This is a genomic window from Lentzea sp., assembly GCF_036380075.1.
In the GTDB taxonomy this organism is placed as follows: domain Bacteria; phylum Actinomycetota; class Actinomycetes; order Mycobacteriales; family Pseudonocardiaceae; genus Lentzea.
Map to the genome: position 1 here is coordinate 77982 of NZ_DASVFL010000072.1, position 20087 is coordinate 98068.

At 70.2% G+C, this 20087-nt stretch carries 17 protein-coding genes; 14 read left to right on the forward strand and 3 right to left on the reverse strand.

The genetic code is table 11. From position 1 onward, the window contains the following. Window positions 1-28 precede the first annotated feature (28 nt). The 7 genes from VF330_RS09420 to purH all read left to right on the forward strand — a co-directional run bounded on the left by VF330_RS09420 (window position 29) and on the right by purH (window position 8886). Window positions 29-1708 carry a hypothetical protein gene (locus VF330_RS09420; RefSeq protein WP_330851129.1) on the forward strand — a complete coding sequence of 560 codons (1680 nt, stop codon included), beginning with the start codon at window positions 29-31 and terminating at the stop codon, window positions 1706-1708. Between the two features lie 231 nt (window positions 1709-1939). Next, entirely contained in the window at window positions 1940-3106 is a 1167-nt protein-coding gene (sucC, locus tag VF330_RS09425) for an ADP-forming succinate--CoA ligase subunit beta (protein WP_330851130.1), read from the forward strand. A gap of 5 nt (window positions 3107-3111) precedes the next feature. Further along, the gene (gene sucD, locus VF330_RS09430) at window positions 3112-3999 is read left to right on the forward strand and encodes a succinate--CoA ligase subunit alpha (protein WP_330851131.1); all 888 of its coding nucleotides are present in this window, start codon (window positions 3112-3114) and stop codon (window positions 3997-3999) included. 192 nt (window positions 4000-4191) lie between these two features. Further along, on the forward strand, window positions 4192-4923 hold the full coding sequence (locus tag VF330_RS09435) for a DUF5336 domain-containing protein (RefSeq protein WP_330851132.1): 732 nt from the start codon (window positions 4192-4194) through the stop codon (window positions 4921-4923). A gap of 120 nt (window positions 4924-5043) precedes the next feature. Further along, entirely contained in the window at window positions 5044-6633 is a 1590-nt protein-coding gene (locus tag VF330_RS09440; RefSeq protein WP_330851133.1) for a DUF6350 family protein, read from the forward strand. Between the two features lie 67 nt (window positions 6634-6700). Next, complete coding sequence (purN, locus tag VF330_RS09445; RefSeq protein WP_330851146.1) at window positions 6701-7318, forward strand: phosphoribosylglycinamide formyltransferase; 618 nt, start codon at window positions 6701-6703, stop codon at window positions 7316-7318. Next, complete coding sequence (purH, locus tag VF330_RS09450; protein WP_330851134.1) at window positions 7315-8886, forward strand: bifunctional phosphoribosylaminoimidazolecarboxamide formyltransferase/IMP cyclohydrolase; 1572 nt, start codon at window positions 7315-7317, stop codon at window positions 8884-8886. Before purN ends, purH begins: the two co-directional genes overlap by 4 nt. A gap of 54 nt (window positions 8887-8940) precedes the next feature. Here the strand turns inward: purH and VF330_RS09455 are convergent, their stop codons facing one another. Next, entirely contained in the window at window positions 8941-9636 is a 696-nt protein-coding gene (locus tag VF330_RS09455; protein ID WP_330851135.1) for a hypothetical protein, read from the reverse strand. Window positions 9637-9860: 224 nt separating this feature from the next. On the opposite strand from VF330_RS09455, the gene VF330_RS09460 reads away from it, so the two are divergent. Genes VF330_RS09460 through VF330_RS09470 form a run of 3 tightly spaced genes read left to right on the forward strand, consistent with a single transcriptional unit; the run spans window position 9861 to window position 15460 of the window. Continuing rightward, window positions 9861-10607 carry a hypothetical protein gene (locus VF330_RS09460; RefSeq protein WP_330851136.1) on the forward strand — a complete coding sequence of 249 codons (747 nt, stop codon included), beginning with the start codon at window positions 9861-9863 and terminating at the stop codon, window positions 10605-10607. Beyond that, window positions 10604-12106 (forward strand): DNA polymerase Y family protein, encoded by a 1503-nt coding sequence (locus tag VF330_RS09465; protein WP_330851137.1) that lies wholly within the window; start codon window positions 10604-10606, stop codon window positions 12104-12106. Before VF330_RS09460 ends, VF330_RS09465 begins: the two co-directional genes overlap by 4 nt. A gap of 60 nt (window positions 12107-12166) precedes the next feature. Then, window positions 12167-15460 carry an error-prone DNA polymerase gene (locus tag VF330_RS09470; protein ID WP_330851138.1) on the forward strand — a complete coding sequence of 1098 codons (3294 nt, stop codon included), beginning with the start codon at window positions 12167-12169 and terminating at the stop codon, window positions 15458-15460. Between the two features lie 4 nt (window positions 15461-15464). Here VF330_RS09470 and VF330_RS09475 read toward each other — a convergent pair whose 3' ends face one another. Next, the gene (locus VF330_RS09475) at window positions 15465-16172 is read right to left on the reverse strand and encodes a hypothetical protein (RefSeq protein WP_330851139.1); all 708 of its coding nucleotides are present in this window, start codon (window positions 16170-16172) and stop codon (window positions 15465-15467) included. Window positions 16173-16443: 271 nt separating this feature from the next. On the opposite strand from VF330_RS09475, the gene VF330_RS09480 reads away from it, so the two are divergent. The 4 genes from VF330_RS09480 to VF330_RS09495 all read left to right on the forward strand — a co-directional run bounded on the left by VF330_RS09480 (window position 16444) and on the right by VF330_RS09495 (window position 19705). After that, window positions 16444-17304: a Scr1 family TA system antitoxin-like transcriptional regulator gene (locus VF330_RS09480; RefSeq protein ID WP_330851140.1), complete on the forward strand. Its 861-nt coding sequence runs from the start codon at window positions 16444-16446 to the stop codon at window positions 17302-17304. Next, window positions 17301-17513, forward strand: a complete 213-nt coding sequence (locus VF330_RS09485; RefSeq protein ID WP_330851141.1) for a DUF397 domain-containing protein — start codon at window positions 17301-17303, stop codon at window positions 17511-17513. Before VF330_RS09480 ends, VF330_RS09485 begins: the two co-directional genes overlap by 4 nt. 180 nt (window positions 17514-17693) lie before the next feature. Beyond that, window positions 17694-17885 carry a hypothetical protein gene (locus VF330_RS09490; RefSeq protein ID WP_330851142.1) on the forward strand — a complete coding sequence of 64 codons (192 nt, stop codon included), beginning with the start codon at window positions 17694-17696 and terminating at the stop codon, window positions 17883-17885. Between the two features lie 2 nt (window positions 17886-17887). Beyond that, entirely contained in the window at window positions 17888-19705 is a 1818-nt protein-coding gene (locus VF330_RS09495; protein WP_330851147.1) for an HEXXH motif domain-containing protein, read from the forward strand. A gap of 7 nt (window positions 19706-19712) precedes the next feature. Here the strand turns inward: VF330_RS09495 and VF330_RS09500 are convergent. Next, the coding region (locus VF330_RS09500; RefSeq protein ID WP_330851143.1) for a tetratricopeptide repeat protein at window positions 19713-20087 on the reverse strand (375 nt) is incomplete at its 5' end.

The following is a 20087-nucleotide window of genomic DNA, read 5'->3' on the forward strand; positions in this document are numbered from 1 at the left end:
GGCAGCGGTGTTGCTAGGTTCGCCCGCGATGACTCGAACCGAGCTCGAGAACCAGACCCCGGCGGCCACCCGGCTGCGCACCTCGTGGGGCCTCGCCGCGGCGGGTGCCCTCCTCCTCGCGGCGGGCCCGCTGCTCGGCGTCGTCGACGGCGCGGAACCCGCGTTCACGTCGTGGCCGCTGCTCGCCCTGCTGGCGCTGTTGCCGCCGGTCGTGGCGGGGGCACTGCTCTTCCGCGGCCGGCCGTTCGTCGCGGCGGGACTGCTCGCCGCCGCCGGTGTCCTGGCCGTCGGCCGGCTGCTGAGCGACCTCCAGGTCGCCGTCGCCCCGATGGCGGTCGCGCGCCCCGAGCTCTTCCGCCCCGCCACCCTGGTCGCCGTCACCCCCGCCGCCGGCGTGTGGCTGCTCGTCGCCGGGCACGTCCTGGTCATCGCGGGTGGCGTGCTGTCGGCCGGACGGGCCGGCATGCCCGCGGACGAGTCGGAGCCACCGACCCTCGTCGCCCTCCCGGTGATCATCGCGGCCGTGGCGGCGATCGGGCTGCTCGGCAAGCCGTTCCTCTCCACCGACCCGTTCCAGCTCGACAGGGGGCCGTGGGACCTGCCGGTCCTCGGCCTGACCGGCGGGCTGCTGCTCGCCGTCGCCGCGCCGCTCGCCACCGCGCTCGCGGCCAGCTCGCCCGACCCGGACACCCGCCAGGGCGGACTGCTCGGCGTCACGCTCGTGCTGCTGGCCGTCGTCCTGCCGCCGCTGGCCTCCGGCACCGTCGCGGCTGGTCTCACCATCAGCGCGGGACCGGTGCTCGCGCTGGTCGCCGCCCTGCTGCTGCCCGCGGTGCCCCTGCTCGGCCGCCTGGTGCGCCTCCTGCGCGGTGAGCGGGACGAGGACCGCGACCTCGCGCTGCCGTCGATCCGGCGCATGCACGTGGCCGCCGGTGTCCTCACCCTCCTCGCCGCCGCCGCGATGCTCGGCGGCGCGCTGCTGCCCCAGCTCGTCCTCACCACGGGTGGCGCGGCGCCGGGGCTGGCGTCCGCGAACCTCCTGTGGGTGGCCGCGCCCGTGTTCGGCGTCCTGGGCCTGCTGCTGCTCGTGCCGTCGGCCGCCGCCGCGGTGCGCCCGGCGCTGTACCTCTCCTACTGCGGCATGCAGCTCGCCGCGGCGGGCGCGACCGACCCGGTGCTCGACGCGTCCCGGCTCGGCATCGCGCAACCGGGAGCGGGGTTCTGGCTGATGGTCGCGGAGCTCCCGCTCGGCCTGCTGGCGCTGGTCTGCGCGAGCCTCGCCGGCGCCGTCGAACGCGAGAACGAGGACGTGGGCGAGCGGGAGCAGATGCCGCTGACCGAGCTGGGCGCCGCGCTGCTGGCCGGCTTCTTCGCGCTGGGCGCCTTCGCGCTGCCCACGCTGCGCGGGGACAAGTACGAGGGAGCGACGCTCGTCCCCGACGGCGACCCGGCGTTGTCGTGGTCTCTCCTGGTCTCGCTCGTCGTGCTGGTCGTCGCCCTCGTGGTCGCGCTGCGCTCGCGGCCCGCCCGCGGAGCCGCAGTGCTGGTGGGCGTGGCCGTCCTGGTCGGCGTCCGCGCGCTGGAGCTGCCGCTGACGGGCGACCGGGTGGAAGGCGCGGTGGCGGCCGCCGGCACGTGGCTCGCGCTGGCGTCGATCGCGGCGTCGCTGGTGGCGGCGGGCCTGATGGGCGCTCGCGCGACCCGGTGACGATCCCCGGCGAAAGACGCCGGGAAAGAGGTCGTGGGCATGCGTTTTCCCGATGGCAGGCGCATTCGTGATCGACCTCACCGTCGTTGAGACCGACCTCACCGGTGGTGACGTGCGAGCGGTACCCGCAGGTCGATAGTGTCTGGGCCCAGCCGCGTCAAGTGGGTTCGCACGGCCCCTTGAGGACCACCCAGGCGCGGTGTTCCGACACCGACGTCGCAGGAGACCCGAGTGGACCTGTACGAGTACCAGGCGAAGGACCTCTTCGCCGCCCACGGCGTCCCGGTACTGCCGGGCGATGTGGCCACCACCCCCGCCGACGCCAAGGCCATCGCCGCGCAGTTCGGCCAGGCAGTCGTCGTCAAGGCCCAGGTCAAGACCGGCGGCCGCGGCAAGGCCGGCGGTGTGAAGCTCGCTTCCACCGCCGAGGAGACCGAGGAGAAGGCCAAGGCCATCCTCGGCCTCGACATCAAGGGGCACATCGTTCACCGCGTGCTGGTGACGCCCGCCTCCGACATCGCGGAGGAGTACTACTTCTCCTTCCTCCTCGACCGCGCCAACCGCACCTTCCTCGCCATGGCGAGCGTCGAGGGCGGCATGGACATCGAGGAGGTCGCGGCCACCAAGCCCGAGGCCCTCGCGAAGATCCACATCGACGCCATCAAGGGCGTCGACCACGCCAAGGCCACCGAGATCGCGGACGCCGCGAACTTCCCGGCCGAGGTCAAGGACCAGGTCGTCGACACCATCGTGAAGCTCTGGGAGACCTTCGTCTCCGAGGACGCCACGCTCGTCGAGGTCAACCCGCTGGTCCGCGACCCCGAGGGCAAGATCATCGCCCTCGACGGCAAGGTCACGCTGGACGAGAACGCGGGCTTCCGCCACCCGGCCCACGCCGAGCTGGTCGACAAGCAGGCCGAGAACCCCCTCGAGGCGAAGGCCAAGGAGAAGGGCCTCAACTACGTCAAGCTCGACGGCGAGGTCGGCATCATCGGCAACGGCGCCGGTCTCGTGATGTCCACCCTGGACGTCGTGGCGTACGCCGGTGAGCAGTACGGCGTGAAGCCGGCCAACTTCCTCGACATCGGCGGCGGCGCGTCCGCCGAGGTCATGGCCAACGGCCTGGACGTCATCCTCGGCGACGAGGCCGTCCGCTCCGTCTTCGTCAACGTCTTCGGCGGCATCACCGCGTGCGACGCCGTGGCCAACGGCATCGTGAAGGCGCTGGAGATCCTCGGCGACTCGGCCACCAAGCCGCTCGTCGTCCGCCTGGACGGCAACAACGTGGAGGAGGGCCGCGCGATCCTCGCCGAGGCCAACCACCCGCTGGTGACCGTTGTCGACACGATGGACAACGCGGCCGCCAAGGCCGCCGAGCTCGCGGCTGCGGGGGTCTGAGTCAGATGGCTATCTTCCTCAACGAGAACAGCAAGGTCATCGTCCAGGGCATGACCGGTGCCGAGGGCACCAAGCACACCAAGCGCATGCTCGCGTCCGGCACGAACATCGTCGGTGGCGTGAACCCGCGCAAGGCGGGCGAGAAGGTCGACTTCGACGGCACCGTCCTCCCGGTCTTCGGCACCGTCAAGGAGGCCATGGAGGCCACCGGCGCCAACGTGACCGTGATCTTCGTCCCGCCGGCCTTCTCGAAGGCCGCCGTGGTCGAGGCCATCGACGCCGAGATCGAGCTGGCCGTCGTCATCACCGAGGGCATCCCGGTGCACGACACCGCCTACTTCTGGGCGCACGCCGTCGCGACGGGCAACAAGACCCGCATCATCGGCCCGAACTGCCCCGGCATCATCAGCCCCGGCAAGTCGAACGCCGGCATCATCCCCGCGAACATCGCGGGCAGCGGCAAGATCGGCCTCGTGTCGAAGTCGGGCACGCTGACCTACCAGATGATGCACGAGCTGCGGGACTTCGGTTTCTCCACCGCGATCGGCATCGGTGGCGACCCGATCATCGGCACCACGCACATCGACGCCCTGGAGGCCTTCGAGGCCGACGAGGAGACCGTCGCGATCGTGATGATCGGTGAGATCGGCGGCGACGCCGAGGAGCGCGCGGCCGCGTACATCAAGGAGAACGTGACCAAGCCGGTCGTCGGCTACGTCGCGGGCTTCACCGCGCCCGAGGGCAAGACCATGGGCCACGCCGGCGCCATCGTCTCCGGCTCGGCGGGCACCGCGCAGGCGAAGAAGGAGGCCCTCGAGGCCGCCGGCGTCAAGGTCGGCAAGACGCCGTCCGAGACCGCCGAGCTCATGCGCGAGATCATGAAGAGCCTGTAGCACCGCAGTTCGAGCTACTCCAGGGCCGGATTCCGAGTACTTTCGGAGTCCGGCCCTCGCTCGTACGGCGGAACCGACTTGATCGGCTCAGCGTCTGAGTAGCGGTAGCCGGACTCGCCGCGCTTGCGCATGCGCGACGGCGAACACTGCTAGCGTTTTGAGAATCACTCGGTTGGAGGAGGAGACCTCGACATGTCCGTGCCTTACGGCGCACCCCAACAGCAGCCGCCGGGTCCGGCACAGCACCAGGCACCTCATCAGGCCCCTGGCGCCCCCGGCGCCAACAGCATCAACCTGAGCCTGATCCTCCCGCTGGTCGCCGCTGGTCTCGGCCTCGTCGCGTACCTCGTCGCGTTCGCGGACGACGTCAACGGCAACGTCACCTACCTGCTCGCGGCGGGCATGCTCGCCGGGCTCTCGGTGCTGCCGAACGTCCCGAGGGGCTTCGTGCCGGTCGCCGCGATCCTCGCGGCCGTGCAGACCCTGCTCCAGCTGCAGGGCATCATCAAGGTGTCGACCGTGCAGGGCCTCGACATCGTGCTGCTCATCGTGGCGCTGCTGGAGACGGCGGCGATCGTGCTGGCGTTCCTGCTGGCCGAGGGCATCGTGAAGTTCGAGCCGAAGCCCGCGAACCCGTACGCGGGCCAGCAGCAGCAGGGGCAGCCCGGTGGCTGGAACCCGCAGAGCGGCGCGTTCCCGCAGCAGCAGGCCCCGCAGCAGCAGCACCCGCAGTCCGGTGCGTTCCCGGCTCAGCCGCAGGCACCGCAGCAGCAGTCCTTCGGCCAGCAGTCGTTCGGTCAGCAGCCGCAGCAGCCCCAGCAGCAGCCGGGTCAGCCGCCGCAGCAGACCAGCTTCATGCCGCAGCCCGGCCAGTTCGGCTCGCCGGGCACGCCGCCCGGTGGCTTCGGCGGACCGCAGCAGTAGGTCCGCAACACCGTTCGACCTCAGGGGTGGTGCCGGTCTCGTCCGGCACCACCCCTGTCGTATGACCCGGCGAGCCTGACCCGGATGGCCCAGCCGGCCTGACACAGTGGAGAAGTGCCCGTGCTGCAACGCGATGTGACCCGCGAGGTCACCACCGTGCGTCCGCCGGAGTTCTCGCGGTCCGAGCGCGTGCGAGTGCTCGTCGCGGCCGCTGTCGGGTCGGTGGTCGTCGGGTACGCGGCGGTGGCCGCCGTCCTCGCCCTGGTCTCCGCGACGGCGACGTACGCCGAGTTCTCCACCTCCGGCGTGCTCAGCGCCGCCGCGCCCGCGTGGCTGGCCGCGCACCACGTCCCGTTGCGCTTCGACGCGGGCCAGCTCGGCGTGCTGCCGCTGCTGCCGACCGCGTTGCTGATGCTGCTGGTCGGCCGCACCGCCGCCGGTACCGCCGACCGCCTCGGTCTCTACGAACCGCTGCAGGCCCGCGGTGTCGTGCTGAGCATCGCCGGCGCGCACGCGGTCGTCGGCGGCGCGATCGCGCTGATCATGGGCGACGGTGTCGTGCGCGCCACGCCGGCCGTCGCGTTCTTCGGCTGCGCCGCCGTGTCCGGACTGGCCGCCACGATCGGCGTCGCCCGTCGCTGCGGCCTGGTCGAGGTGGTGTTCGACAAGCTCGACCCGGTGGCGCTGCACGGGCTGCGCGCCGGGATCATGGCGTTGTCCGGCCTGATCAGCCTGGGTGCGCTGGCCGTCGGCGCCGGGCTCGCGGTCTCGTGGCCCACCACGAGCGGGCTCTTCGCGGAGGCCGGTCCGTCGCTCGGCGTCGGGCTCGGCGTGTTCCTGCTGTGCGTCGGCTACCTGCCCAACGCGATCATCGCCGGGTTCTCCTACGTCGTGGGCGCCGGGTTCTCGCTGGGCGGGGTCGAGATCTCGCCGACGCGGTTCGTCGGCGGCCCGGTGCCGCCGGTGCCGCTGCTGGCCTCGATGCCCGAGAGCAAGGCTGTGTGGAGCCCTGTCGTGTTCCTGGGCGCCGCGGCGATCGGCGTGCTGGTCGGCTGGACGTGCCGCAAGGTGTCCGACCGGCCGACCTCGCGGGTGCGGGCGGTGCTGGTCGCCGCCGTGACCGCCGCCGTGGCCAGCCTCGTGCTCGCCGCCACGGCCGGGGGACGGCTCGCGTCCGGCGCGTTCGACCCCGTGACGGTGCCGGCGGGGCTGCTGGCGCTGCTCGTGGCGTTCTGGGTGCTCGTGCCGGGCGCGCTGGTGGCCTGGCTGGCGGGCAACCGCGGGAAGGCCGCGGTGGCGGCCGGCGCGTCCGAGTTCGTCGCGCCCGACCTGGACGAGGAGACCGCCGACCCGGACGTCGTGTTCGAGGACGACGAGCTCACCGACCAGTTCGAGCAGCTGGAGGTCGTCGACGGCGACGAGTTCGAGGTCGAGGAGGACCTCGAGGACGACGACTACTACGACGAGGACGAGTACGAGGAAGTCATCGAGGACGCCGACGACCTCGTGGACGAGGACGAGCTCCTCGACGAGGAAGAGCAGGAGGACGTCCTCGAGGAGGACGAGGACGGCGACGTCGATCCCGGCGACCCCGACGGCGATCCCGAGGACGACACCGGCGAGGAACCCGACGAGGACTTCGACGCCGAGTTCGACGAGATGCTCGGCATGGAGCCCGAGGAGGACCTGGACGGCAAGCCGGAACGGTGACGTCATAGGCTGCCCCTGAGCTGCTGCAACACCGCCGCACAGACCAGGCCACGCCCAGGAGTAGACGCTGAGCACCGAACTTCGGCTTCCCACACCGGCGCGCGTCGTCGTACTCGTCTCCGGTTCCGGAACCCTCATGCAGGCCCTGCTGGACGCCGACCTCCCGATCGAGGTGGTGGCCGTCGGCGCCGACCGCGAGAACATCGAGGGCCTCAAGCGCGCCGAACGCGCCGGGGTGCCGCACTTCGCCGTGAAGCTGCGCGACCACGCCGACCGCGCCGCGTGGGACGCCGCACTGACCGAGGCCGTCGCCTCGTACGAGCCGGACCTGGTCGTGTCCGCCGGCTTCATGAAGATCATCGGCGAGCGGTTCCTCGCCCGCTTCGGCGGCCGGATGATCAACACCCACCCCGCGCTGCTGCCCGCCTTCCCCGGCGCGCACGGGGTGCGCGACGCGCTGGACTACGGCGTGCGCGTCACCGGGTCGACCGTGCACCTGGTGGACGCGGGTGTCGACACCGGGCCGATCCTCGCGCAGGAGGCCGTCGCCGTCGAACCCGGCGACACCGAGGAGACCCTGCACGAACGCATCAAGGTCGTCGAACGCCGGCTGCTCGTCGAGACGGTCGGCCGGCTGGCCCGTGAGGGCTGCACCGTGAACGGACGAAAGGTGAGCATTCCGTGACCACTCCCGCCGAGAGGCGACCGGTCCGCCGGGCCCTGATCGGGGTCTCCGACAAGGCCGGCCTGCTGGAACTGGCCACCGGCCTGCACGCGGCCGGAGTCGAGGTCGTGTCCACCGGCGGCACCGCGAAGGTGCTGGCCGACGCGGGCGTCCCCGTGACGCCGGTCGAGGAGGTCACCGGGTTCCCCGAGTGCCTCGACGGCCGCGTGAAGACGCTGCACCCGCGCGTGCACGCCGGCCTGCTGGCCGACCTGCGCAAGGACTCGCACGCGCAGCAGCTGCGCGAGATGGACATCGCGCCGTTCGACCTGCTGGTCGTGAACCTGTACCCGTTCACGCAGACCGTCGCGTCGGGCGCGTCCCAGGACGACTGCGTCGAGCAGATCGACATCGGCGGCCCCGCGATGGTCCGCGCGTCGGCGAAGAACCACGCGAACGTCGCGGTCGTCGTCGACCCGGCGCGCTACGACTGGGTGCTGGAGAACGTCCGCGAGGGCGGCTTCACGCTCGCCGACCGGCAGCACCTGGCCGCGGACGCGTTCCGCCACACCGCCTCCTACGACGTGGCCGTGGCCTCGTGGATGGGCAACGTCCTCGCGCCGGACGACGAGGGCAGCGGCTTCCCCGGCTGGGTCGGCGCGACCTGGAACCGGTCGAACGTGCTGCGCTACGGCGAGAACCCGCACCAGCACGCCGCGATCTACACGCAGGGCGACGGCCGCGTGGGCCTGGCGTCGGCGAAGCAGTTGCACGGCAAGGAGATGTCGTACAACAACTACCTCGACGGCGACGCCGCGTGGCGTGCCGCGTGGGACCACGAGCGCCCGTGCGTCGCGATCATCAAGCACGCGAACCCGTGCGGCATCGCGGTGTCGGACGTGAGCATCGCGGACGCGCACCGCAAGGCGCACGAGTGCGACCCGGTCAGCGCGTTCGGCGGCATCATCGCGGCCAACCGCGAGGTCACCGTGGAGATGGCCGAGTTCGTCTCGGAGATCTTCACCGAGGTGATCATCGCTCCGTCCTACGCGGACGGTGCGGTGGAGGTGTTGCAGCGCAAGAAGAACGTGCGCATCCTCGTGGCAGAGGCGCCCCAGCGCGGTGGTGCGGAGATGCGTCCGGTGTCCGGCGGTCTGCTGCTCCAGCAGCGCGACGCCATCGACGCCGACGGCGACTCGCCGGCGAACTGGACGCTGGCGTGCGGCAAGCCCGCGGACGAGAAGACGCTGGCGGACCTGGAGTTCGCGTGGCGCGCCATCCGCGCGGTGAAGTCCAACGCGATCCTGCTGGCGGACGACGGCGCGACCGTCGGCGTCGGCATGGGCCAGGTCAACCGGGTCGACTCGTCGCACCTCGCGGTGAAGCGCGCGGGCGCGCGGGCCCAGGGCGCAGTGGCCGCGTCGGACGCGTTCTTCCCGTTCCCGGACGGACTCGAGGTGCTGCTGGAGGCCGGCGTGCGCGCGGTCGTGCAGCCCGGCGGGTCGGTGCGCGACCCCGAGGTGATCGCCAAGGCAGAACTGGCGGGCGTGACGCTGTACCTCACGGGCACGCGCCACTTCGCGCACTGAGATCGCTCGTCGTCGGGGCCGTCTTCCTCCGGGGAGGCGGCCCCGTTCGCGTCGCTAGAGCTTCGCGACCATCTCCGCCGCCATGCCCTTCGCGGCCTCTTCGAGCTCCTCGGCGTCGGGCTCGGTGGCGCCGAACAGGCCCGCGTCCCACCCGGTGAGGTCGACCTCGACCACCGCGGCGCCCTTGCGCACGACTACCGACATCCGCGTGTAGGCCGACTCCGTCTCCGCGAGCACCGCCACGGCCTCGTCGCCCAGGCCGCTGAGCTGCTTCTGCAGAGAGCGTCCCTGCGGGTTCTCCCCCTTCCGCGTGACGCTCCGGTCGTAGCCGGTCTCCGCGTCCTCCTGGCCGAGGGCGACGGTGACGTTGGTGGAGCGCTGGCCGGACCCGTCCTCGCCCTTGGTCTGGTTCCACGAGCAGAACACCCGCGTGCCGGTGGACAGCTTCGACTCGCGCGAGGCGGCGCCGTTCGGGTTCGTCGTGCGCGCCCTGGCGAGAGCGGTCTCGGAGATGTTGCCGCAGACGCCCGGCAGCACGTCGGAGCGCTTGCTCGTGCCGCTGTCGGCGTGGGTGAAGAGGTAGAGCACGCCCACCGCGGCGGCGATGCCGAGCACCAGGACGCCGGCGATGATCCCGACCACCTTCGGGGTGTTGCTCTTCCTGGGTGGTTGCGGTGGGTAGGGCTGCCAACCAGGAGGCGGTGGGCCGCCGTACGGCTGCTGCTGCCAGTTCTGCGGTGGTTGGTTCATGGTTTCCCCAGTTCCCGGTGCTGCTGAGGGCACGGTAGATGACCTTCTGGGCACACGTCGTCATATCCACCAAAAGGGTGACGTTCCGGGATTGACACAGAGGTGCGCTCACGCGCTACGATCATGTCGTTCGTTCGAACAGGAGTTCGAATAAGCAAGTCGCCGTACTTCCCACGGCGGCCGTGCACAGGGGTGCGCACGGTCTTCCGAGGGAGGTGGGTGGAGTGTCCAGGTCGGCAACGGCGTCGTTGGCCGCGCTCGGGGTGAACCCGGCCAGCGAGCTGACCAGCACCACCACCGACCACACCACGGGGCGGGTTCTGCCGGTTCGCGGGGAACTGGCGGGCCTGCTGCCGTGGGGCGGCTTGCGGCGGGGCAGCACGGTGTCGGTGGGCGGATCGACATCGTTGCTGCTCGCCCTGCTGGCGGGTGCGACCGCGGACGGCTGCTGGGCCGCCGTGGTGGGTCTGCCCCAGGTCGGAGTGCTGGCCGCGGCCGAGCTCGGGGTCTCGGTGCAGCGGCTGGCACTCGTCCCGCGTCCCGGCTCCGACCCCGGCCCGGTCATCGCGGCCCTGCTGGACGGCATCGACCTGGTGGCCGTCGCCTGCCCGCTGCCTCCCGCGCTGGCCCGCCGCCTCACCGCACGGGCCCGGCAACGTCGCGCCGTGCTCATCGCCTTCGGCTCCTGGCCCTCGGCCGACGTGGAGCTGACGGCCGAGTCCGTGCGCTGGAACCGGCTGGACGACGGCGCGGACACGTTGCGGCGTCAGCAGATCAGCGTGCGCACCGGCGGCCGCGGCGCGGCGGGCCGCGCGAAGCAGGTGGTGCTGACGTTCGGTCAGGAAGAGGAAATCGAGCTCCCGCTGGTGGCCGGCGACCCGGCCCGTTCCGACGAGCCGGCTGATGCCGGTCCGGAGCGGGTCGACGAACTGGCCGCCAAGCGGGCTACAACCCGGGGCCTGCCCGCGTGAAGGACACCCGCCTCCTCGCCCTCTGGTGCCCCGACTGGCCCGTCGTCGCCGCCTGCGCCGCCACCGGCACTCCCCAGCACGTCCCGGTGGCGGTCGTCGACGGCAACGAGATCGTGTCCACGTCCGCCGTGGCTCGCGCCGAGGGCGTCCGCACGGCCCTGCGCAAGCGCATGGCCGAGTCGATGTGCCCCGAGCTGGTCACCTTCGACCACGACCCGCAGCGCGACGCCCGGTTCTTCGAGCCGGTGGCCGAGGCCGTCGAGGAGCTCGCGCCCGGCATCGAGGTCGTCCACCCCGGCCTGGTCGCGGTGCCGGCGCAGGGGCCCGTCGGGTACTTCGGCTCCGCGGAGCGGGCGGCCGAACGCCTCGTCGACCACGTCGCGGCCCGAGCGAACGTCGAGGCCCAGGTCGGCGTGGCCGACAGCCTGTTCGCCGCCGCGAAGGCCGCGCAGCGCAACGTGGTCGTGCCGCCGGGCCGGACTGCGGAGTTCCTCAGGCCGTTGGGCGTCCACGAACTGGACGCGCCCGAGCTCGTCGACCTGCTCAGAAGACTCGGCCTGAAGACGCTCGGCGCGTTCGCGGACGTCCCGGAGAACGCCGTGACGTCGAGGTTCGGCGGCCCCGCGACGAGACAGCACCGCCTGGCCCGCGGACTGCCCGAACGCCCGCTCGACAAGCGCAAACCGGCTCCCGAGCTCGCGGTGCGGGAGACGTTCGACGACCCGGTCGACCGCATCGACGCCGCCGCGTTCGCCGCGAAGCTCCTGTCCGAGCGGCTGCACGAGAACCTGGCGGCGAGAAGCCTCGCCTGCACCCGCCTCGGCATCCACGCCCGCACCGAGAACGGCGAAGAGCTGCACCGGGTGTGGCGGGCCGCGGAACCGTTGACACCGCGGGGGATCGCCGACCGCGTGCGCTGGCAGCTCGACGGCTGGCTCACCCGCGAACGCCTCACCTCCGGCATCAGGACGCTCACCCTCGAACCGGTCGAGGTCGTCGACGGCACGGCGTTGCAGCTCGGTCTGTGGGGCCACGACGACGAACGCGCGGTGCGGGCGCTCCTGCACGTCCAGGGCCTGCTCGGTCCGGACGGCGTGCTCACGCCCGTGCTCGACGGCGGCAGGGGCCCGCGGGAGCAGGTCAAGCTCGTGCCGTGGGGCGACGAACGAACGCCCGGCCGCGACCCGGACCACCCGTGGCCGGGCCGGCTCGGCAGAGCACCCGCGACGCTCGCCGACGACCCGGCCGAGCTCAGGGGCGCGAGCGGCGACGACGTCGGCGTGACCGGCCGCTTCGAGCTCACCGCGCAGCCGAAGAAGCTGACTGTCAAAGGAAGAACGCGCGAAGTCAGCGCGTGGGCCGGTCCGTGGCCGGTCGACGAGCGGTGGTGGGCGCCGGACCCGCACCGGGCGGCGCGCATCCAGGTGCAGACGGACGACCAGGCGTTCCTGCTGATCCGCAGGAACGGGAAGTGGTTTCTGGAAGGGGTGTACGACTGATGCGAGACGACTACTGGGACCTGCTCGAAGCGCTGATCCCGTTGCCGCGCAAGGAACCCGATGGGGTGGAATAACCCGCCGGTCCGCTGGAGGGAGCTGGAGCGCGCTCTTTCCGGCAAGCCCGTCGAGCAGAAGCCCGACGGCGGCGACAGCCCGGCGTGGTCGCACCACCGCGACCGCTACACCGCCCCGCCGGGCTTCGAGCTGCGCGTGGACGAGACCGCCGTCACCCGCAGACGCGTGCCGTACGCGGAGCTGCACTGCCACTCCAACTTCAGCTGGCTGGACGGCGCGAGCCACCCGGAGGAGCTGGTCGAGGAGGCGCAACGGCTCAAGCTCGACGCCATCGCGATCACCGACCACGACGGCATGTACGGCGTGGTCCGGTTCGCCGAGGCCGCCAAGGAGCTCGGCATGCACACGGTGTTCGGCGCCGAGCTCAGCATCGGGCTGAGCAGACCGGCCAACGGTGAACCCGACCCCGAGGGCGACCACCTGCTGTTGTTGGCGCGCAAGCAGGACGGCTACCACGCGTTGTGCCGCACGCTGACCACCGGCCACCTCGACGAAGGCGCGGAGAAGGGCAAACCCGTCTACGACGTCGACCAGATCGTGGAGGACACCAGGGGCGAGGTCGTGGTGCTGACCGGTTGCCGCAAGGGAACCGTCCGCAGGGCGCTGGCCAGGGAAGGCCCGGAGGCGGCGTTCCGGGAGATCGTCAGGCTCACCGACATGTTCGGCAAGGGCCGCGTCCACGTCGAGCTGACCGACCACGGCCTGCCGGAGGACAGCAGGCGCAACGACGTCCTGAACGCGATGGCGCAGCAGCTCAAACTCCCCGTCGTGGCAACGAACGCGGTGCACTACGCGACGGCGAGCCGGGGCAGGCTCGCCGCCGCGATGGCCGCCGTCCGCGCGCGGAGCAGCCTGGACGAGATGGCCGGCTGGCTGCCGCCGGCGCCCGCCGCGTTCCTGCGCAGCGGCGAGGAGATGTTCCACCGGTTCCGCCGCTTCCCCGGCGCCGTGCACAACGCGGCGCTGCTCGGCATGCAGCTGGCGTTCGACCTGCGGCTGGTGGCGCCGAAGCTGCCGCCGTTCGACGTGCCGCCCGGCCACACCGAGATCACCTGGCTGCGCGAGCTCACCTGGGAGGGCGCGCGCCGGCGGTACTCCGGCCTGGAGCACGAGGACAGGGCGTTCCGGCAGATCGAGCACGAGCTGAGGATCATCGAACAGCTCGGCTTTCCCGGCTACTTCCTGGTCGTGCACGACATCGTGGGCTTCTGCAAGCGCAACGACATCCTCTGCCAGGGCAGGGGCAGCGCCGCCAACTCCGCGGTGTGCTTCGCGCTCGGCATCACCAACGTCGACGCGGTCCGCTTCGACCTGCTCTTCGAACGCTTCCTCGCCCCCGCCCGCGACGGCCCGCCCGACATCGACGTCGACATCGAGTCCGACCGGCGCGAGGAGGTGATCCAGCACGTCTACGGCAAGTACGGCCGCCGGCACGCGGCGCAGGTCGCGAACGTCATCACCTACCGGGCCCGTTCCGCGGTGCGCGACATGGCGAGGGCGCTCGGCCACTCGCCGGGCCAGCAGGACGCGTGGAGCAAGCAGATAGACAGGTGGGGCCCGCTCAGCGTCACCACCGACGACTGCGACATCCCCGAGAACGTCCTGCGGCTGTCCGCGCAACTGGAGAACTTCCCGCGCCACCTGGGCATCCACTCCGGCGGCATGGTGATCTGCGACCGCGCCGTCAGCGAGGTGTGCCCGGTGGAGAAGGCGCGCATGGACAAGCGCACCGTCCTGCAGTGGGACAAGGACGACTGCGCGTCCATCGGCCTGGTGAAGTTCGACCTGCTGGGCCTCGGCATGCTCTCCGCGCTGCACTACGCCATCGACCTGGTGCGCGACCACGAAGGCGTTCTCGTGGACATGGGTGCCATCGATCTCGCCGACTCCGCCGTCTACGACATGCTGCAGAAAGCCGACTCCGTGGGCGTGTTCCAAGTCGAGAGCCGCGCCCAGATGGCCACCCTCCCGCGCCTCAAGCCGCGCGAGTTCTACGACCTGGTGGTCGAGGTGGCGCTGATCAGGCCGGGCCCGATCCAGGGCGGCTCCGTGCACCCGTACATCAGGCGCCGCAACGAGACCGAGAAGTGGGACTACGACCACCCGTTGCTGGAGAACGCCCTCCACAAGACCTACGGCGTCCCCCTGTTCCAGGAACAACTGATGCAGATCGCCGTGGACGTGGCGGGCTTCACCGCCGCCGAAGCGGACGAACTGCGCCGCGCGATGGGCGCCAAACGCTCGACCGCCCGCATGGAACGCCTGCGCGACCGCTTCTACGAGGGCTGCGCCGAGCGGGGCATCGACCAGGACCTGGCCGGCCGCATCTACACGAAACTGCTGGCGTTCGCGAACTTCGGCTTCCCCGAGTCCCACGCCCTGTCGTTCGCGCACCTGGTCTTCGTGAGCGCCTGGTTCAAGCTCTACCACCCGGCGGCCTTCTGCGCCGCCCTGCTGCGCGCCCAGCCGATGGGCTTCTACTCCCCGCAGTCCCTGGTGATCGACGCCCGCCGCCACGGCGTGACGGTCCACGGTCCGTGCGTGAACAGGTCCCTCCCCTGGGCAGGCCTGGAACCGTTGAACGGCGCGCAGGCCGTCCGCATCGGCCTGTCCGCGGTCCGCGGCATAGGTGACGCGGACGCGTCCCGGATCGTGGCCGCCCAACCGTTCCGCGACATGGAGGACTTCGGCACCCGAGTGCAACTGACCACGGCGCAGGTGGAAGCCCTGGCCACAGCGGGCGCCTTCGCCTGCTTCGGCCTGGACCGCCGCCAGGCCCTGTGGGCGGCGGGCGCGGTGGCCGCCATCCGCCCGGACCGCCTGCCGGGAACCGTTCTCGGCGTGGACGCACCCGCGTTGCCGGGCATGGACGACGTGGAGCTGGCGGTGGCCGACGTCTGGGCCACGGGCCTGTCCCCGGACAGCTTCCCGACCCAGTTCGTACGGTCCACTTTGGACTCGATGGGCGTCCTCCCGGTGACCTCACTGCCTTCGGTCAAACCGGGAACACGCGTCCTCATCGGCGGCGCCGTGACCCACCGCCAACGCCCCGCCACCGCGGGCGGCGTCACGTTCCTCAACATCGAGGACGAGACGGGCATGGTGAACGTCGTGTGCTCACCCGGCCTGTGGGCCCGCTACCGCAAGGTGGCGCGCAGCAGCGGCGCCATGCTCGTGCGGGGCGTGGTGGAGTCGGCGGAGGGCGTGATCAGCGTGCTGGCGGACCGCCTGCAACACCTGGACCTGCGCATCCCGTCGAAGTCCCGCGACTTCCGCTGACCGCCTACGGCGACTGCCCGTTGCGGGGCGGCCGGAGCAGGCGCACCCAGGCCTGGGTGGCGGTCTCCTTGTTCACCACCTCCACCGGCCGGTACGCCCTGGACTGGCTCAGTTCGCTGTGCCGGATGACCTCGTCGAAGAACCAGGCAGACCCGATCACCGCCAAGACAGCCGCCGAACCGGTCAGCGCGTTCCTCAGGACATCGGCATCCAGGAGCCGGCAAGTGTGGTTGATCGCGTACCCGGTCACGCCGTGCGCGTCGTAGTTGACCTCACCGGCGTGCAACGCCAGCCGCAACCGAATCCGCTCGCGTGGCGGGTGACTCTGGTTGTGCCGCAACAACTCCTCGAGAAGCGCGTTCGGCAGGTGATCCGCCAGCAGCCGCTTGGGCACCTCTGCGGGCACGAAGACGAGGACTCCGTCTCCTCTGTCGTCGTGCTGGCACGAAAGCCAGGGGATGCCGGCGGCGTCGAACGCGGCTTGCATCGCCTTGTACATGCCGTGCCGGAGCCGGACCTGGTTGGTGTTGTTCCGGTCGCGCTGCCCGAAACCCACGATGTCCACGGCCACGATCGTGCAGTGCGCCGTGGTCAGCGTGAGGTGCTCTTCTCCGGCTCTGACGAGCAGGAGCTGCCCGTTCCCGGCAAGGTGAACCGGCTCGGCCGGGGCCCGCATATCGGGGCTGCGCGGCTCGGGCAAGGGACTGCTCATCATCGTTCCTCCACCTACGGCGCTCGGGCGTCATGGCGTTGCGTCATGTGTCGACTGACAACCCGGTGGCGCACGGTTCGCTCGAACAGGCGGAGATGGGTCACTTCGAGGTGCCATCGCGGTTGACTTGCGAGTCACCTACGACGGTAAGGCGATGCGTTGCCTCGGCGCTACGGGAACCGCGTTATTCCATGGTTACGGTAACCAGTTGGTCTAACCTTGTGGTATACCTATGCGTTTACCGGTGCCGGAACCGTGTGGGGGGAGCGTCGTGTCCTCGTCGACGTCACCTGTCGTCGCAGCGTGGGAGCTTGCGCTCCGGCTGCGGCAGCGTCGCGTCGAGATGGGCGTCGAGGTCAAGACGATCACCCAGCGACTCGACTTCTCCCGCAACTACTGGTCCGCCGTGGAGAACGAGCGCAAGATCCTCTCGGAAGAGAACTTGATCAAGCTTTTCGGGCTGTTCGAGTACGACTCGGAGGAGCAGCAGGAGTTGCTCGAGCTCCGCGAGGCGGCCAAGGGACGCGGCTGGTGGATGAGGTTCGGCGGGTTGCTGGACAGCGAGCTCCAGCGGTTGATCGGCTTGGAAGCCGGCGCCGAGAGCGTTCGGTACTACGAGAGCCTGCTCATTCCGGGGCTTCTGCAGACTGCGGACTACGCCCGAGCGCTGATGATTCCGTCGGTCACCGAGCGCCGGGTCGAGGTCGATCACCGCGTGGAAGTTCGCCTGCTGAGGCAGCAACGCATCACGGGCGACGATCCCATGAACATGACGGCCATCATCAGTGAAGCTGCACTGCGACAGGAAATCGGCGGTCCACTGGTTCATCGGGGGCAGCTCGCCCACCTCGCGCGAACGATCGAGGAGTACTCGAACGTCGAGGTGAGGGTTGTTCCTTTCGCGGCAACCGCATGTGGTCTGTTCGGTGCCGCCACAACCCACCTCCTGAACTTCTCGAACCCGCAGCTGCCGACCGTCGCTTGGCAGGAAAGTGTGACGAACTGGGGGATAATCGATGAATCGGCTCAGGTGAGAGATCTAGTTGTCACCTATCGCGATGCGCTCACACGCACATTGGGTGTCCAGGACTCCCTGGATTTGATTTACCAGCGCATCGAGGAGCTCGATTGATCGACAAGAAGTTCTCCGCGTCCCACGGCGAGTGCGGAGAATGGTTTACCAGTAGCTACAGCAACTCCGGGGGGAGCTGCGTCGAGGTCCGGCTTGTCGCTGACACCGCCATGGTTCGAGACAGCAAGGACCGGAGCGCGCATCGGCCCGTGCTGCACATCTCACGAGAGGGATGGGGTGCCTTCTTGAACGTTGTGGGCCGCCTCTGACCTTCACCTGAGCGGTCTAGCACACCTGGAAACGAATACTTGGTGTCGCCGGCTGCGAAGGTTCAGCTTTGTCGTTGTGAGTAGCGGTGTGCCAGGGCGTCAGCCCTTCCGCAACCGCGCGCGGTTGAGCCATCATGGTGTTGCCTGCTCCTGTCGGGTTCGGCGTGAGGGGACAACACCATGACTTCTTCGGGCATCGAACCGGACGTCGAATCGAGCCTGCTCGACATCGAACGTGTTCCGTTCGCCGAATTGCGCGCGGTGGACGACGAAATCCTGCGCAACGCACTGCACCATGTGGTGGAACGTGCTCGCCTCGTCCGTGCTCCCTACCGGAGCAGCAACGCCACAGGTGGTGAGCGGATCGATTGATCGTGTTGGTCGATCCCGTGTTCCACAGCATGCCCTGGACTGACTTCGACGCGTTCGCACGGCTGGAGGGTGACGCGTCGATGGTGCGCAACCTCGGTCGGGCCGAGCGCAGCAGACGAAAGCTGCTGCTGCTCGCTCTGCTGGAGAACTCTGCGAAGACGCCCGAGTTGTACGGACCGATGCCGCCGATCGACGAGGTGCTGGAGTTGCTCGATCGCGTGGAGGGCACAAGCCCGGAAGCGTTCGAGCAGTTGCTCACGCATCCCTACACCGGAAGCTGGACGGGCTACACGACCCGCCTGCTCCGCGACGGCATCGACGGTGTCTGCCCACTGTGGATGCACCTCGGTCATGTGCATGCCATCGCAGCGGCCGCGGCGGTCAGAGCCGGTCTGCGCTTCGAGATCGGGGTACCCGCGTGGGACGGCAACGTGTCCCTGCCTTCACTGGGCACGGCTTCACTGCCTTCATCGGAGTTGTTCTCCGTGGCGACCGTGCGCGGCGGCCACAGGAAGTACACGGTCATGAACGGGCATGCCGAGGTGCTGCTGCCGCACCCCGTCAGCGTGGACGGGCCTGGTTGGCGGCCACTTCGCGTGCGTCGATGCGGCCCCGAGCCGAAGAGTTTCACACTCCACCTCGACGACGCCGACCCGTATCGCGGCCTGTACGAACCACTGCTTCCGCAGCGGTTGGACGACGACGAGCTCGGCGACTGGGGCCGACTGATCGATGAGGCTTGGAGCCTCGTGGTTTCCGTCATGCCGGACTTCGCCAGCGTGCTTTCCGCGGGCTTGAGCTCGCTGGTTCCGAAGCCTCGGGTGCCTTTCCAGAACCCGAGCGCGTCGACCGGCGAAGCCTTCGGCAGCGCCGTCGTGGGGCGACCCGAGGACGGCGAAGGTTTGGCCGCGACCCTGGTCCACGAGCTCCAGCACATCGTGCTCGGCGGGATCCTGCATCTGGTCAAGCTGTACGAGAGCGACCCGCGAGAGCGGATCTACGTGCCGTGGAGGGACGATCCCCGTCCGCTCAGCGGCGTTCTCCAAGGTGTTTACGCGTTCTACGGTGTCGCCGCGTTCTGGCGGGCACTCGCCTGGTCCGGGGACAGCGCAGTTGCTCGACGGGCGTGGTTCGAGTTCGCGTTCTGGCGTGGGCAGGTGTGGCGAACGCTGATGGTGATACGCGAAGACATGACGCTCACCGATGCCGGTAGGCGGTTTCTGGACGGCATCGAGCAGGTGCTCGGTCCCTGGCAGCAAGAACCCGTGCGCGAGGACATCTCGAAGTTGGCTGCCGTCGTGGTCGCAGATCATCGAGCCGGATGGCGACTGCGGCATCTGCGTCCGGATCCCGAGGCGGTTGCCGAGATCGTGGGCGCTTGGCGCGCGGGCACGCACATGCCGCCAGTCGGGTCGATCCAGTCCGCCGTGTCCCTGACACCGGTACCGGACGGCTCATGGCCACGCAGCCGCGCCGCCCTGATCCGACAGGGGCTGGGTGGCGACGGGCGAGCAAGGCTGGCTGCTGTCTGGTCGACGGTGCCCGAAGCCACATCAGCCGATTTCGCCTTCGCGTCCGGCCGGTTCGAGGACGCGGTCAGGGGCTATCGAGCTGAGCTCCGGGCAGCTCCGGACCGGCCGGCGTCCCTGATCGGGCTGGGACTCGCACTGGACGCGGCGGGACGCGACCCTGCTTCGCGTGCCTTGCTGCATCGTCCGGAGCTGGTGCGGGCCGTGCACCGCGAGTTGCGTTGCACGGCCACCGAAACATCGACTCCGGAGGACGTGGCGGCGTGGATCGGCCAGCTCGTCTTCGGTTGAGGCGGGGCTACATCAGCATCGGGTCGATGTCGCAGTCCGCCCGGGCGCCCTTGATGGCGGCGATGGTGCCGGGGTGAGCTTCGCCCAGAACCTTGCGGTACCTGTCCAGAACCGGGTTGCGGTAGGGCTCTGCTTCTTCCGTGCGCCCCAACGCCCGCAGGTCGAGACCGAGGTTGATGGCGGCGGCCAAGGTCGTGGGGTGGTCGGCGCCCAGCACTCGCTCCGCACGGCTGACAGCGTCCCTACCCAGTTCCACCGCCATCTCGACCTCGCCGGTGGCTGCCAGGTCGCTGGCGAGGTTGATGGTCGCGATGATCGCGTAGGGGTGGTTCGGGCCGATGCCTGACCTGTAGTGCTCAAGTGCGCGTTCGTCCAGTTGACG